At 39.2% G+C, this 15347-nt stretch carries 12 protein-coding genes and 1 pseudogene; 6 read left to right on the top strand and 7 right to left on the bottom strand.

The window, feature by feature from the left end; all coding sequences use genetic code 11:
* Positions 1–12: 12 nt before the first annotated feature.
* A complete protein-coding gene (locus AB8618_RS05425; protein ID WP_413401645.1) occupies positions 13–468 on the bottom strand; it encodes a winged helix-turn-helix domain-containing protein in 456 nt (151 codons plus the stop codon).
* 957 nt (positions 469–1425) lie between these two features.
* Here AB8618_RS05425 and AB8618_RS05420 point away from each other — a divergent pair.
* From AB8618_RS05420 to AB8618_RS05405, 4 genes are read left to right on the top strand one after another with little or no spacing between them, the layout of a single operon-like run.
* Positions 1426–2907, top strand: coding sequence for a PAS domain S-box protein (locus AB8618_RS05420; RefSeq protein ID WP_409425125.1), 1482 nt, complete (start codon positions 1426–1428; stop codon positions 2905–2907).
* The gene (locus AB8618_RS05415) at positions 2904–3326 is read left to right on the top strand and encodes a response regulator (protein WP_409425124.1); all 423 of its coding nucleotides are present in this window, start codon (positions 2904–2906) and stop codon (positions 3324–3326) included. Before AB8618_RS05420 ends, AB8618_RS05415 begins: the two co-directional genes overlap by 4 nt.
* A 23-nt stretch (positions 3327–3349) precedes the next feature.
* The gene (locus AB8618_RS05410) at positions 3350–3802 is read left to right on the top strand and encodes a response regulator (protein WP_409425123.1); all 453 of its coding nucleotides are present in this window, start codon (positions 3350–3352) and stop codon (positions 3800–3802) included.
* Positions 3781–5070 carry a putative bifunctional diguanylate cyclase/phosphodiesterase gene (locus AB8618_RS05405; protein WP_409425122.1) on the top strand — a complete coding sequence of 430 codons (1290 nt, stop codon included), beginning with the start codon at positions 3781–3783 and terminating at the stop codon, positions 5068–5070. Before AB8618_RS05410 ends, AB8618_RS05405 begins: the two co-directional genes overlap by 22 nt.
* Positions 5071–5222: 152 nt before the next feature.
* Here the strand turns inward: AB8618_RS05405 and AB8618_RS05400 are convergent, their stop codons facing one another.
* From AB8618_RS05400 to AB8618_RS05385, 4 genes are all read right to left on the bottom strand, one after another.
* Positions 5223–5630, bottom strand: coding sequence for a methyltransferase (locus tag AB8618_RS05400; protein ID WP_409425121.1), 408 nt, complete (start codon positions 5628–5630; stop codon positions 5223–5225).
* A gap of 139 nt (positions 5631–5769) precedes the next feature.
* A complete protein-coding gene (locus tag AB8618_RS05395; protein WP_409425120.1) occupies positions 5770–6222 on the bottom strand; it encodes a hypothetical protein in 453 nt (150 codons plus the stop codon).
* A 431-nt stretch (positions 6223–6653) separates the two neighbouring features.
* A complete protein-coding gene (locus tag AB8618_RS05390; protein ID WP_409425119.1) occupies positions 6654–6902 on the bottom strand; it encodes a hypothetical protein in 249 nt (82 codons plus the stop codon).
* Between the two features lie 164 nt (positions 6903–7066).
* Complete coding sequence (locus AB8618_RS05385; RefSeq protein WP_409425118.1) at positions 7067–8560, bottom strand: acetyl-CoA hydrolase/transferase family protein; 1494 nt, start codon at positions 8558–8560, stop codon at positions 7067–7069.
* 389 nt (positions 8561–8949) lie between these two features.
* On the opposite strand from AB8618_RS05385, the gene AB8618_RS05380 reads away from it, so the two are divergent.
* Complete coding sequence (locus AB8618_RS05380) at positions 8950–9546, top strand: hypothetical protein (RefSeq protein ID WP_409425117.1); 597 nt, start codon at positions 8950–8952, stop codon at positions 9544–9546.
* A 201-nt stretch (positions 9547–9747) separates the two neighbouring features.
* Here the strand turns inward: AB8618_RS05380 and AB8618_RS05375 are convergent, their stop codons facing one another.
* Positions 9748–10146 (bottom strand): flavodoxin family protein, encoded by a 399-nt coding sequence (locus tag AB8618_RS05375; RefSeq protein ID WP_409425116.1) that lies wholly within the window; start codon positions 10144–10146, stop codon positions 9748–9750.
* Positions 10147–10257: 111 nt separating this feature from the next.
* Positions 10258–11958: a cyanophycinase gene (locus AB8618_RS05370; protein WP_409425115.1), complete on the bottom strand. Its 1701-nt coding sequence runs from the start codon at positions 11956–11958 to the stop codon at positions 10258–10260.
* A gap of 352 nt (positions 11959–12310) precedes the next feature.
* Between AB8618_RS05370 and AB8618_RS05365 the strand changes: the two are divergent.
* Positions 12311–15237: pseudogene (locus AB8618_RS05365) on the top strand (TonB-dependent receptor domain-containing protein).
* The last annotated feature ends 110 nt before the right edge of the window (positions 15238–15347 follow it).

Genomic DNA, 15347 nt, shown 5'->3' with positions numbered 1-15347 from the left:
CAAGGATAAATTTTATAGGTTTAGATTGAGAAGTTTATACCCTTCTCCATAAATATTTTTGATAAACAGCGTTCCAAATGATTTTTTTAATGTAGCGCTTAGGTTATGGATATGGGGAGAAAGCTGATAACTTTCAATGTAAAGGCTTTCTTTGATCTGTTTGATTATTTCACTTCTAGACACAGCATTTGGATATCGTTGTACTAATACGTTTAATATACTCATTTGTAACTTACTTAACACAAGTGCTCTATCGTTAAAAACAACACTGCAAATCCCATTATCAACTGTAAGAGTCGATAAATAGTTTTGCGGTTTCGTATTCAAATAACCTAACTTATGTAACAACCTCTGATGAGAGTATGGCTCAAGTAAAACCTCTCCGTCACCGGCTTGATAAATACTAAGCTCGCATTCCGTATCTAGTTTTTCACACAAGAAGATAATCGAAGCATTATTTTTTCTCATTTTTTTACATAGCTGGATAATCCCAGTATTTAGTATTTCACAGTTTATTATAAGCGCTTGATATGTATTACAGTGTATTAACTCAAAAGCACTAGCTGAGCTAAATGCAAAATCTACCTTGTAATTATTTCTAGTTAGATAAGAGTATACGAGTTCAGCTTTTTTACTAAAGTTGTCGATGAGTAATATCATATGAGTATTATTTAGTACTAAATGTATTCAGTATAAATATATATATGTAAAAGAAATGTCTAAGGTACCAACAAAAGTCCAATCAACCAAAAGCAACGATCTACTTTCCGAGTCGGCATATAGAATATAAAAGTTAAAAAATATGCAGGTAAAGTATGTAATGTAAAAAATCAATTCGACAGCTTATAATATACGTGTAGTGGTACAGTCATTTTGGCCACACATTTATCACACCAACTAATCCATCAAAAGTATTCCTGCTTTTTGATTTCCATGGTATTTAAATTATGTGGCATGACACCTCACTTAATTACTTTTCAAATAATAAAGAAGTACGTACCTACTTTTAATGTATTGGATTGAGTTCGTTGATGTGCAGCTATGAGGAGCCACTTAATATTATATATCTGGAGTCAAGATTAAACCATTTACTATACATTAGTTTGTCTTCAAACCCTGCCGAGCGCCAATAAACAGTTAACACAAATAGTAGCTGTACTAAAAATCAGCATTTTTGAAGTCTTTGCAATAGATAGTAAGATTATTTAAACACTAATAATATTTAGTAAGCACTAAAGTTAACATTCCCCACCCCAAACCTAAAGAAATCAATGCACCTTTTTCAACCATAATGACTCGCTAAAATATAAGAAGAAACTATTGAAATGGGCATTTAAATAACATGATCTTCCTCTAAATTTGCTGTTCATTACTTGTTCGACTATTAATATGTTATAGGAACTACATTTACTTGCGGGATGCTTGATGGACCTTAAAAAAGTAAATAAAAAATCTAACTCACCAAATTTAAATGCAAAAATGGATGAGGCGTTTTTAACTCAGCTAGTTAATTGTTTACCCATGGGTGCAATGATAGTTAATACTGGGGCTCAGATCCTTTTTGCCAATAGTCAACTATCTGAAATACTTGGCTATGAGGATTCAGAACTCATAGGGATGAACATAGACAGTTTACTTCCGGCACAATTTAAAGCCAATCATACCCATTTGATGAGTCAGTTTTTTGCTACCCCTCGAAAGCGCTTAATGGGTGAAGGCCGTGAGTTATTTGCGAGTCAAAAAAATGGTAAACAAATTCCAATCGAAATAGGCTTAAACCCAATACAAGGACAACAAGAATTAGTTTTAGCCACACTGGTTGATATATCGCAAAGATTGCGCGCAAATAATATGTTTCAGCGCTCTATTCAGGCTGCACCACATGGTGTGTTAATAGTAGACCAAGCGGGCATTATACAAGCGGTTAATCAATCGTTATGTAAATCTTTTGGCTACAGTGAAATAGAACTACTCGATAAAAAAATGGAAATGTTATTACCGCAGCGCTATCAAGGGCATCACTCAGCACTTCGTCATTCATTTCATTGTGAACCCAGTGTCAGAAGTATGGGAGTAGGCAGAGATTTAACCGCCTTACACAAAGACGGTAAAGAATTCCCCGTTGAGGTGGGATTGAGTCCTTTTATAAATACCAATGACGAAGATATGGTGTTTGTCTCGTTGTTAGATATAACAGAACGAAAACGAATGGAAACCGAGCTAAAAGAAAATAACACTAGCCTGAAAGAGTTTACCTATGTGGCTTCACATGATTTACGCTCTCCATTGCGAGGCATTTCAAACTTAATTGAATGGGTAAAAGAAGATTTAGGCACTACCACAGCTGAAGTAGAGTACAACTTAACACGTATTGATGATCGTATTCACAAAATGGAGACGTTAATAGATAATTTATTGGCCTATGCAAGAGCTGGCAAAGCCAGCCTAGATACTAAAGTAATCGATATGCATAAATTAATTTATAACGTTACCGAACTGTTAGATTTACCAGTTGGAATGAAGCTTCATAAAGACATTCAATTAAATACCATCGTGACTGCATGGACGCCGCTTGAAACCGTTGTTCGCAATTTGTTAAGTAATGCCATTAAACACCATGACAGTAAAGAAGGAACGATAGAGATTCGTTGTGTAGCAGAAAATACGCTTTGCCATATCACGGTTACTGATGATGGCCCCGGTATACCACCAGAGGCTTACGAGCGTATTTTTAGTTTGTTTCAAACAACTTCTGATGATAAGTCGGTTTCAGGCATAGGCCTATCTATTAGTCGGCGCCTAGCACAAGCTCATGGTGGACGTATTTCAGTTAGTTCAAATGAACCGAACAAAGGGTCAACATTTCATGTTTGGTGGCCACGCTTTGCTAGGAAAGAGAATTTATGATCAAAAATCTATCTATACTACTTGTAGAAGACGACGATGTTGCCGCAGAAGCTGTCACAAGAAGCTTAAAAAAAGTTGATCCTAAAATTAAAATAATTTGGAAACAAAACGGAAGACTTGCACTAGATGCGTTACGAAAAAAAGCGCAACAAAAAGAAATATCGGAGCCTTATTTGGTATTACTTGATTTAAATATGCCAGTGATGAATGGGTTTGAATTTTTAGACCATATTCGTAAAGATAAAAACTTGAACAATACCGTTGTATTTATACTCACGACCTCCAATGAGGATAATGATCGTACTCGCGCGTATCATAACAACGTAGCAGGTTATATGGTTAAACATGCAATTGGCCCGCAGTTTGCCAAATTAGCGATACTTATGGATGCTTATATACATGCCATTGAGCTTGAATAAGCTATTTTGCAAGAGATATGGATATGAGAACTTCAATAGATGACTTTGAAAGCTGCGACACTATTAATCTACTCATTGTTGATGACGATGCTGTTGATAGAGAACATATACGTCGTATGATATCTCGCTCTAACATACAGGCGAAAATTTCAGAGGCTTCCTCTATTGAAAGCTCGATGTCTTACCTTGAACATGGAGAATTTGATTGTGTCATAGTGGATTATCGATTAGGTATCGGCTCCGGGCTTACCCTGCTAGATAATATTAGAAAGTCTGTAAATAACCATTGTGCTGTGATTATGATCACGGGATTGGGAGATGAACAAATAGCAGCAGAAGCTATGCGACTAGGAGCAAGCGATTATTTACTTAAAAACCAATTAAAAAGCGCTCAGTTGATACACTCCATATCTAGCTCTATTCAACGCGCAAGCTCAGAAAAAAACTTCATGACATGGCACATTACGATAGCCTAACAGGCCTAGCAAGCCGCCCTATTTTAATCGATCAACTTCAACAAGCTATTACATCTCACCAAAAGCTCGCCGTTGCCTATTTAGATTTAGATAACTTTAAACCTATTAATGACAAATACGGTCACGAAATCGGAGATTTCGTGTTGAAAACCATTGCTCAAAGGTTACAAAGTACATTACGTAAAAAAGATACACTAGCGCGTATCGGCGGAGATGAATTTATCCTTTTATTAAGAGGGGCTGCGCACACGATACAAGAATATGAGATTCTTTTACAAGAGGTTTTAATTGAGGTAAACGACCCGATAAAATTAGCAGAGTTTTCGTGCTGTGTTCAGATTTCAGCCAGCATTGGTGTTGCACTTCCGAATGATGATGGCTTAAGTTGTGATGACATTTTACGTAGAGCTGATCAAACCATGTATCAAGCTAAAAGGTCAGGGACAAACCGGATTATGTTTTTTGATCCAGAAGAAGAAAGTCTAAGGCATGCAAAACACGATCTATTGCTGGCTGCAGAGAAAGGTATTGCGCGTAAAGAATTTATTTTACATTATCAACCAAAGGTCAACCTGATGGATCACCAGTTGATTGGCGTTGAAGCCTTAATACGCTGGAACCACCCTACTTTGGGTTTACTTTACCCTGGTCATTTCTCAGAGGCATTAGAGCACCCACACATTGGTATATTAATTGGCGAATGGGTACTTGCTGAAGCCCTAAAACAACATAAAATTTGGGCAACAAATAATCTTTCCATGAGCGTAAATATCTCTCCTGCTCATTTGCTTAGTGAAGGCTTTGTTGAAAACCTGAGAGAGTTACTCATCAGCACTAATAATATAAAACCAAAAACACTCGAGTTGGAAATTTTGGAGAGCACAACAATTGGAAATGTTGAACAAGCAGTAGATGTTCTCAATGGCTGCCGCGATTTAGGGGTAAGTATTGCGTTAGACGACTTTGGTACAGGTTACGCTTCTTTGAGTTACTTAAAAAAATTACCTTTAGATACACTAAAAATAGATCAAAGCTTTGTTAAAAGACTCCTATCAGACCATGAAGACAAGTCTATCGTTACCTGTATCGTGGCGCTAAGTAAAGCATTTGGGTATAAACTAGTAGCAGAAGGAATAGAGTCGCAAGAGCTCGAAAAAGTACTTATAGGTATGGGTTGCTATCATGGACAAGGCTATTACATAGCCAAACCAATGCCTTCAGATAACATGAACTTATGGATAAAGAATATGACATCAACCAAGCACTGACCCTAAATAATATCCCTCTATTTGGATTGCCAGTGGTATACATAAATAGGCGTTTGGTAAAAATCTTTAAGCTTGATAACGTTAGTTGGTTTATATGAAGGTAAAGCGAAGGTATTACTCACAATAGTGATTTTATTATTAACTGCGTCATGCTATAACTTATCTTCAAGCGCTTGCATGCCTTCAGGAAACAAGTAACATAATAGAGTAGCTGCACTACTGAGATCAGCATTTTTAAAGTCTTTACGATAGAGGGTAAGGTTATCTAAACCTAATCTGTATTTAAAAAGCATTGAAACCAACCAAGGAAACCAGGATAACTCATAGCCAATAACCTGTTTATTAGGATACTTTTTGGCAACCGCTATAACGAGCGTTCCCCAACCCGATCCTAAATCAATTAATACGTCCTTTTCATTCATGCTTATTTGAGCAAGCATGGCTTGGCGCGCTTTGCTTGAACTCATCATCGGTGAAATTCCCGTTTTTAGCGTGCTCCAAACAATAGATAAAGCTATTAGAAGAACTAAAAAGAAAAGCGCGATAGCAATAAAGTCCATGCTACCTAACACCCAATAACTGTAGAGTTTTCATGATTTCCCTTGGCGATTATTAATAATTACATAGTAAAACCATTACATAGCGAGGCATTTGAGTAAATTGATTTACAACTTAACAACTATTCAAAATAATGACAGCTTAAGTATAAGTTGCTGTTACTTTTTGCTTAAATACTATTTTAGGCTCTTTGGTGCTAATAACTTCAGCACATTCATCAGCTGTAGAAATTAAATATGACCAGCCATCATTGGTATGCATAAAAAAGCTCAATGGGCTTTCTTTTGACCAGCCATGGTCTCTTACTTTAAAACAGTTATTATTAATTTCTCCTGACTCCCACAGCTCAGTTAAGCCATGCTCGTCTAGTAAGCGGTATCCGCCAACATTATCAAAAGTAATTTCAAAAACGATTTCAGAGTCAGTATGGAATACGGTAACGATTAAATCAGCACTTCCTGATTGGAACTCATTCTTGAACTCGTAACGCTTACCGTTAGCATATTCAATAGACCGCTCTGATGCTCCCCACTTAGTATTTATGATAAATAAATCACCCTTGCCAAAAGGTGTTGTCCAGTCATCTATTTCCATATACCCCCCTTAATTATAATTACTGAGCAATTAAGTAGCCTTGTTTAGTTATAAAAGCAACACATACAATAAATGTATAAACTATCACAGTGAACGTGCTAATTTAATTAATCTCTTAATTATGTAACTCAAATATTAGCGATCGCTATCATTCAAGCTAAGAGCGATGTAATTGCGGTATGAGGTTTTAACCGAGTGGCCTGAAATAACCGAGCAAAGCTTTTGCTTCCGGCCCTCGCTCCTTACCTAATCAACGCTGAACCCCATCTAATTGCAGAGCTCTTCTTTGAGCAAATAACAGCCTGTTAAACTTCATGTAACACGAACCATATTTGTTCAAAGTAAAAATAGTTATTGTTGAATTAAAGAGTAAAAAAACAAAAAAGCGCCATTTGGCGCTTTTCAATTGTTTGAAATTTGGTAACAAGTTATTAGTGCTTGCGCCCTACACCATTACGCACCATGTCTTGGCCGCTTTGGAAGATCTCTTCGGTAATTTCACGGGCTAATAAAAGCTGTTGCTTATCATCAAAAACGGCTACAAAACGGCTGCCGTCGGCATTATTAGTTGCCATGCCGATGCCTGCTACGCCGGTTAAACCTAGGCCGCCGTTTTCCACTTGCAATAAAAAGCTTTCAAGCTCAGCGAGGGTGTCGATTGCAGTTAGTTTGTTTTCCATTATGGTTACTCTGTGTTGCTCGCCATGGCGAGTCTGTCAATAATATGCAGTTATTTTACAGCACACAGTAAAAACTTAAACCACCTTGTGGCAAAACAATAACAACGCTCCATAAAGCATCAGTGATATAAAGTAAAAACCCCGAAAATGCGGGGTTTTATGTATTAGCTTTGCTTCATTGTACCTTGTTGCTCAAGGCGGGTATGCCAGCTGAATGCCTCTTCTAAAATATGAGGCGTATGACCGCCACGAACACATGCACGCTCGTAGTAGTCAAGCATGGCGTTGCGGTAATCTGGATGTACACAGTGCTTAATGACTTCAATTGCACGTTCGCGTGGCGCTAAACCGCGTAAATCAGCAAGGCCTTGCTCAGTGACTAAAATATCAACATCGTGCTCGGTATGATCAACATGGCTTACCATAGGCACAACGCTTGAAATAGCGCCACCTTTAGCTATTGATTTAGTAACAAATACTGATACATGGGCATTACGTGCAAAGTCACCTGAGCCACCAATGCCGTTCATCATTTTAGTACCACACACATGGGTTGAGTTAACGTTGCCGTAAATATCAAATTCCAATGCGGTGTTAATTGCAATAATACCCAAACGACGCACAATTTCTGGGTGGTTCGACATTTCTTGTGGGCGAAGTACTAATTTATCGCGGTACTTTTCAAGGTTATTAAATACTTGCGCGTTACAACGCTCTGATAAAATAATTGAACACCCTGATGCAAAATCAAGTTTACCCGCATCAATTAAGTCAAAGGTAGAATCTTGTAGTACCTCTGAATACATAGTGAGGTTTTTAAAATCAGAGTCTAATAAACCCATCATTACTGCGTTGGCAATGTTACCAATACCGGCTTGTAATGGGCCTAAGTTTGCGGGCATACGCTCTTGCGCTACTTCTTCTTTAAAAAAGTTCACTAAGTGACGTGCAATAGCGGCTGTATCTGCATCTGGGTCGGTAACAGTTGAAAATGAGTCACTTTGATTTGTAAATACAATACCCACAATTTTAGCCGGGTCGATTGGAATAGCAGTGCTACCAATACGGTCATCTACTTTCACTAATGGCACTGGCGTACGTGTTGGACGATAAGATGGGATGTAAATGTCGTGTAGCCCTTCAAGCTCTGGCTGGTGTAACATATTGATTTCTACAATTACCTGTTTGGCAAAAATAGCAAAGCTGGCTGAATTGCCCACTGACGTTGTAGGTACTATGTGCCCTTCTTCGGTAATAGCAACGGCTTCAATGACCGCTACATCTGGCATAGTTAGCTGGTGATTACGTAACTGTTCAACGGTTTCAGATAAATGCTGGTCAATAAACATGACCTCACCGTTATTAATCGCTTTACGTAATGTGCTGTCTACCTGAAATGGCATACGGCGTGCTAAAGCACCTGATTCAGTGAGTAACTTATCTAAGTCATTACCTAATGACGCCCCGGTCATTAGGTTAATTTTCATTGGGTTTTCACGTACTCGCTCGGCAAGCGCACGTGGTACTGCTTTCGCTTCACCGGCACGAGTAAAACCACTCATGCCCACGGTCATGCCGTCTTTAATAAATAAACTAGCCTGCTGTGCAGACATTACATTGTTGTGTAAGTCGCTACGACGAATTCGTTCTAATTGCATTTGGAACCCCTTAAACCCCATTATTATTTGGGCGCTATTCTAAGTATTTCCGCATGCTTCGTAAGCTAGACCTAAGTCTCATTTACGCATTGTTGATATAAAAACATCGTAAAGCGCCTTAATTTTGTACACTTAATGACTTAACTTATTGGTGCTAATGGGGTTAGAATACTGAAAAATTTAACCCAATCATTAAATCGACCTAGTTAAATTTAAATCACAACTCAATATAATCAATCACTTATTATTTTCACTAGGGAAGCTGAAATTACAAAGTGTATAAAAACAAAGCCATACAGTGCGAAGCTTACAAAATAATAAACTGCTCATTCATTGGGCAGTAACCTTGTAAGGAATAAAATCTACAATTTAAGTATTAAGGAAAATACATGGATTTATCTGACGAAGAAATTAACTTTTTATCTGGCTTATTTGAACCCAGTCAAAGTACCGCATTATCCACTGAAACAAAGCTTACAGTACAAACATCGATTCCAGACGGTATTGCGCATTTACTTGGACAAGCTAAATTAACCTTATTGGCTGAAGTAGCTCACTACCAACTATGGTTTCCACTTCAATTTAAAACCGATGAATTAGGCCATTTCAGCACTGTGTTAGAAGCTCCAGAAGTGATTGATACAAAAGGGGTTCAACGTAGCTGGCGGCTAAGTGAATTAAATATTCAAAGCCAAGGTTTTTGCATTGAATCTATATCCAGCACAGGGATATTTTTAAAACCCACATCAATACATAGTGAGCTTGATGATTTGCAAAATATGCAATTTATTTTACCTAACGAAGCGGCGATATCATTAGACCTAGAACCGGTTAGGCAGAGCAAGTGTGGTATAGCTGCTAAAATAAAACACATTCACCATGGTAAAGAGCAGCTAAGAGCGTATTTATTTGAAGTCCATAAACGTGAATTTTCAAGCTTATATCAGCTAGAGCACAAACAACAAAAATTGGAATTATCAAACTAAAAAAGCCACACAAGGTGGCTTTTTAAAATTAGCTAACTAAAGTGATTTTTACTTTAAACGTTTCGCTACATCAGCTACACGTTCGCCATATAAACGAGCCGTTTCTAAATCGCCTGATGGAATAGCAGATTCACCTGCATCAGTAGGTGATTGCACTAATACACCAACAGATCCGCCTAAGTTATTGATGTCTTGACGATTTTATTCCAATTTATTGGCGGGTGGTAACCCAAGGCTTACCCAAATTCCACCATGTTGCGAAGCCAATGTCTGCATACTGATTAGGGTGACTTGTTTATCGCCATTTAGGCTGCCGCTATTAGTAAAACCGCCAAATACTTTGTCTTTCCAACCCATGGTAAACCATACTTTAGAGGTAGCATCAACAAACTTTTTAAATTGCCAAGGATATGAGCCCATATAGGTAGGTGCACCAAATATAATGGCATCTGCGTCGTTTAACGTATCCCAATCGGCGTCTTGTATATCGCCATTTTCATCAATAGCAATAAGTTGAGCGTTTGCTCCATCAGCTACAAATTCAGCCACTTTTTTGGTATGGCCATATCCCGAAAAATAAATAACCGCTACTTTACTCATGAACCTTCCTTTTGTTGTGATTTAATATACACGCTCTAAATATAGTATGGCCGCTAAAGTTAAAATCAACTAAGCAGCGTGTTTAATTAAATTAGCTTGCGTGGCATTAAATTAAAAGGTACTCACTGCAATTTCTAAATTACTCACCGCACAGCCATATTGCGTGTTACTAATACGGTGATACGCCGACTCCGGCGTGGTAGATAGGCTAATAATAAACTCACCTTGCTGACCAACCGCCGTTTGTTCTTGGCTAAGGCACATGGCTTGCGTTAAAGAGCGTAATTTTGCATCCGTTAAAATACTGCCAAAACGCTGAACTGGTAAAGGCGGTATTTTAATTGCTGACAATGCTTGGCTAATACTGCGCTGACTTAAGGTAAAATCGTTATTTTTAATATCAATCACACTGCCCACAGGCCAATACGAGTAACTATAGGTTTTAGTTTTAGCCTGAGCTTGCCCTGTTGATTTAACCATCACCACGCCATTTTTGCCAATTACAGTCATTAAATTTCCAGCTTCAGATTTAATCACCACTAGAGCGGTGGTTTCGTCTATACCAAAACCGAATGCCGGCTGAGCTTGGCTTGCGTTTAAGTCGTCTAGCAAAGTAGCTAATCTTAATGTGCGATTACGCTCGCTAAAATGTGTATCCAATACACCGTAACTAAACGTGCCTAAACCACCAAAACGGTTGTAAGTTAAACTATCGCTGTTTGCACGCTCACTTGGGGCATCAATGGCTTGTGCGCCTTCTTTTAATGCCGACAAGCTGTTGCCATTAGTGATCATCACCATTTCCCCAGCGTTGCCTTGCCCGCCACTTTGCACCGCGGTGCCTGCACTTGTGCCTACAACAACTGGTCGAGACTGCAATGCTTTTGTCCATGGGTAAGGCTGATTATTTTCATTAAATAATACTTTGCGCGTTAGGCTTTGATCGCCACCATTAAACATTACACCGGTACTGTTTTTGATTAGCTCGACTAAAGCGTCGGTGCCTTTTTTACACAGTTCATATTCTGCTTGGGTACGATCAGGGTAAATATGCTCGCGTTGATATAGCCCCATTTCTGAGTGCCTAAACGTGGTTAAATCATCACACTTATTGGTGGTTATTGCTTTAGCAAGCGCAGGGGTTAATGCAAGCCATTGCGAATTTACATTAGGGAAGCTTAGTAATCCTTCGTAAAAATCAGCAGATTCATAAGGGTCTCTACTTGAGGCGGTAATGGCCAGTATACTCGGGTTGGAGTTATTAACTTTTAAACTACCCGATATAAACTGCAAAATCTCTGTCGCTGCCGATTCGCTATTAAGCGCAGTATTTATCTGCTCTTTTAGTCGCTTGTTGTCGCTTTTTATTTGAGCTACTTCAAGCATATCGATTACAAAATTATATTCTTGATCCGATAAATTATTGAGCTGTTTACTATCAATGTCACGCCATAGCCATAACAACTCTTTTTTCGATAATGTGGGCGATGACTTAGCCTGCATTGTTGCTAAATTTTTAATAGTGTTATTTTTAGCTTGGCTATTTTTACTGGGCCATTGTTGCTTTATTTGGCTAATTTTAGCCTGAGAGAGCGTAAATACATTATGCGTTTTACCCGAGATCTTAGTATTTTTTTCACAGTTTTTAGGGCTTAAACTGGCACATGTTGTGAGAGCTCCACCCACTAAAACAAGCGTTTGATTAGACTCTATTGCGCTTAACTGTAGCGAAAAACCAATTAAAATTGATAAAAAAGCGGTTATTATTCGCGATTTAACTAACCGCTTATTTGGTAAATATATTCGTTCCATTATGTTACACTCATGTAAAGAATTATAAGAAATAACTTGCGAGAGCGTCTCTCACTTGCTATAAAAAAAGGAACTTTAAAACGCGAGTAAGCTAGCACCCATTTGCTAGCTTTGTCAAAAACCTTTTTGGAACGAGAATTATGTTTAAAAAAGCAACATTGCTTACAACATATTTCTACTCACCACACTACCTTTCGGAGTGGTTTGACGAGTAGCCCACCACCTCACTAATTTCTGTGAGGGGCTCAGCGTGTCATTTCACCATTGCCCTGTCTAAAAAAACATAATAATTAAAGCCTTAAGAAATATTAAATCTATTTCTGCGCGCTTAAAAAAGACAAAAGGTACTACAATGTTTCGTCAACTAACTATTGCGGCCACAGTAAGCGCTTTACTGAGCCCTGTCACTTGTGTGTATGCACAGGAAACTCAAACTGATACCAACATTGAACGAGTAGAAGTAACAGGATCTCGCTTAAAAGGCGTTGATCTGGAAGGCACTATTCCACTAACCGTGTTGGACCAAGATGCAATCAAACGCTCTGGTGCTAATACCATTCATGAATTACTCAAAGATTTATCTGTATTTAAAGGCGGAAGCGGTACGTTCTCAACCTCAGAAAGTGGTGGTACGTCTACCTCTACACCAGCGGGTCAATCAGCAGCGAGCTTACGAGGCATGGGACCTTCGGCAACGCTGACATTAATAAATGGGCGAAGAGTTGCGCCTAGTTCATTTGCTGCAGGTACTGAAAACTTTGTAGATGTGAATTCTATTCCGCTAGCGGCCATTGAACGTATTGATATTTTAGCCACCGGTGCATCAGCCGTTTATGGTGCCGATGCTGTAGCGGGTGTTATTAACTACATTTTAAAAGATGATTTTGAAGGCGCTGAAATCAATACTTCGTTTGCCGATAGCTTTGATCAGCATGACGAAAGTAAAAAGCAGCTAAACTTAGTGTATGGTACAAAAATAGGCGAGAGTAACTTAACGGTATTTGCAGATATATACGACCGTAACGCTTTTAAAGCGACCGATCGCGATTATACCGCCTCACCTTCATTCGTTAATGGTTACTCATATTTACCTAAGCTGGAGAACTCACCGAATATTTATTATTTCAGCAGCCGAGACGGTAATGAACTTCCATCACCAAACTGTAAAACCGAATTAGTGACTACTGAATTTGGTGAACAAATTTGTGCTTACTACTCTAATCAAGATGACTACCTAGATACCCCATTTGAGAGCCTTTCAACCGGCTTTATGTTTAATAGTGAGCTCGGTGGTCTACAATGGCACACTGACTTTTTTACAGCCAAACCAAGGCAAAAGCGTATTCATCGCCCTCACCTATTAACCAAATTAATGACGACGACGGCCCTTATATTTTAGAAGACGCCTTATTTATTTACGATAATGCCGATGGTAGTAATGATTTGATGGATCAACTCTACATTGACCCATTCGATACTCAAAGTGGCCGAGAAGTGTATGGTTTTGGCTTTGATGCGCGCTTTAATGCTCCAAGAACAGTGGAAGTAGAAACGAAAAACTTTCGCTTAGTAAGTAGTCTAAGTGGTGAAATTGGTGATTGGGGCTGGGAGTCTGGTGTTACTCTCTCTCGCTCACGTTCAGAGCAAGAAGCGATTGCAGGGGTATATAATCGCTATCAGTTTCACGGCGCAATAACAGGCGAGCTATGTTCAGACGGTACGTTGGCAAACTATGACGGTACTGACTTGAATTGTGTATCGGGAGAGTTACTGCCTTTTTACAACCCTTTCCTTCAAGGCGACGCCGCTAACGATGCCGTTTTGGCAACAGCGCAAGCTCGCCCAACACGCAGTGGAGAAAGTACTGTTTACGGCTGGGATGCTAATTTTAATGGTGAACTATTTACCTTTAACGACCTACCAGCCTATGCCTCATTTGGGGTAGAAGCACGCCGTGAAGAACTAAGTGACATCCCTTCACTTAATTCCCAAGCCCAAGCAGATAAAGACTACCTTGTTGATGTATTTGGTTTTGGCTCTAGTTTGTCAGAGGCCAATCGCACTCAATATGCCGCGTTTGCTGAATTAAGTATTTCACTGAGTGAGCAAATAGAGCTACAAGCAGCGGGTCGATACGATCATTACGATGACTTTGGCGGCACTTTTAATCCTAAAATTGGTTTGAGCTATCGCCCGACTGATTCGTTAGTTGTTCGTGGTTCATGGTCAACCTCGTTTAGAGCTCCTTCACTTACGCAGGCTGGTGTTAAATTAAGAACCACGCAATCTACTTTTGACTGCGGTGCCAACCAAGCTGTAGCCGATTTATACTGTATGGGTGATGGCACACAAGTGAGTGTTAATTCGTTAGAATTAGGTAACCCTAATTTAAATGCAGAAGAGTCTGAGGCTATTAGTGTTGGTTTTGCATGGAGCCCATCGGCTAATACTAATTTAACCCTTGATTACTGGCAGTTTGATCATGAAGAAGTAATCGATACCAACATGACCGCTGTGCTCGACCGCGCTATTACCGATGCATCACTTCGTCACTGTGGCATTGTACCACCGGGCGAACAAGGCATATCGTACGATGAAGCATTATGCGATGTCACCGACACCAGTGGTTTAAACATAGAGCAAGACGGTGCCAATTTAACTGAGATTTTAGCCAGTTATATAGATGAATTTAACCCGCGTGATGACGAGCTATTTTTACCGCTGTTTCGCGATCATGCAATCCCACTTGAAAACACCGGTACACAAACTTTAGCTGGCATAGACTTTAAGTTTGACCATCGTTTTGAATTACCAAGCGGCGATTTAACCTTTGCCTTTGACGGCACACATTACCTTGAGTTTGAACGTAATAAACCGGGGTCTGACTCGTTAGAGAAGTTGATGGGGACGTATCGTTACCCTGAAAATATTGCGCGTATGTCAATCGATTGGGAAGCGCAAAGTTACTACCTTAACTTAGGTGCAAACTACACCAGCAGCTACGAAGATGATATAGAAGGCCTGCGTGGGCGTGAAATTGATGAACTAGATTCGCTTGGCGTATTAGACTCAAAAGGTGAGCATCAGGTTGACGATTGGCTCGTTTGGGATTTATCAGCAGGTTACTATGTTAATAAATCACTGACCTTACGCGCGCGTATAAATAATATTTTTGATAAACAGCCACCCACACTTTATGGTTCAAGCCGTGGCTTTGATTCAATTAATCATAATGCCCTAGGTGCTAATTATAAATTAAGTATTAGCTACCGCTTTTAACCACTTAGCCGCAAAGCAAACGCTTTGCGGTCTTCCTTTTATTACAGGTCATGGCTACAGTGACACTGCCTATTAAGTGCTAAAGTACGGTTAAGCGTTTATTTACGCAT

This window comes from Pseudoalteromonas sp. RW-H-Ap-1 (assembly GCF_048318575.1).
Taxonomy (GTDB): domain Bacteria; phylum Pseudomonadota; class Gammaproteobacteria; order Enterobacterales; family Alteromonadaceae; genus Pseudoalteromonas.
Note: the sequence above shows the minus strand (reverse complement) of the source record. Positions and strands in the feature narration are given on the sequence as shown.

Coding starts and splice junctions, on each gene's coding strand:
- AB8618_RS05425 (WP_413401645.1), bottom strand. CDS start 468: ATGAGAAAAAATAATGCTTCGATTATCTTCTTGTGTGAAAAACTAGAT.
- AB8618_RS05420 (WP_409425125.1), top strand. CDS start 1,426: ATGGACCTTAAAAAAGTAAATAAAAAATCTAACTCACCAAATTTAAAT.
- AB8618_RS05415 (WP_409425124.1), top strand. CDS start 2,904: ATGATCAAAAATCTATCTATACTACTTGTAGAAGACGACGATGTTGCC.
- AB8618_RS05410 (WP_409425123.1), top strand. CDS start 3,350: ATGAGAACTTCAATAGATGACTTTGAAAGCTGCGACACTATTAATCTA.
- AB8618_RS05405 (WP_409425122.1), top strand. CDS start 3,781: ATGGCACATTACGATAGCCTAACAGGCCTAGCAAGCCGCCCTATTTTA.
- AB8618_RS05400 (WP_409425121.1), bottom strand. CDS start 5,630: ATGGACTTTATTGCTATCGCGCTTTTCTTTTTAGTTCTTCTAATAGCT.
- AB8618_RS05395 (WP_409425120.1), bottom strand. CDS start 6,222: ATGGAAATAGATGACTGGACAACACCTTTTGGCAAGGGTGATTTATTT.
- AB8618_RS05390 (WP_409425119.1), bottom strand. CDS start 6,902: ATGGAAAACAAACTAACTGCAATCGACACCCTCGCTGAGCTTGAAAGC.
- AB8618_RS05385 (WP_409425118.1), bottom strand. CDS start 8,560: ATGCAATTAGAACGAATTCGTCGTAGCGACTTACACAACAATGTAATG.
- AB8618_RS05380 (WP_409425117.1), top strand. CDS start 8,950: ATGGATTTATCTGACGAAGAAATTAACTTTTTATCTGGCTTATTTGAA.
- AB8618_RS05375 (WP_409425116.1), bottom strand. CDS start 10,146: ATGAGTAAAGTAGCGGTTATTTATTTTTCGGGATATGGCCATACCAAA.
- AB8618_RS05370 (WP_409425115.1), bottom strand. CDS start 11,958: ATGGAACGAATATATTTACCAAATAAGCGGTTAGTTAAATCGCGAATA.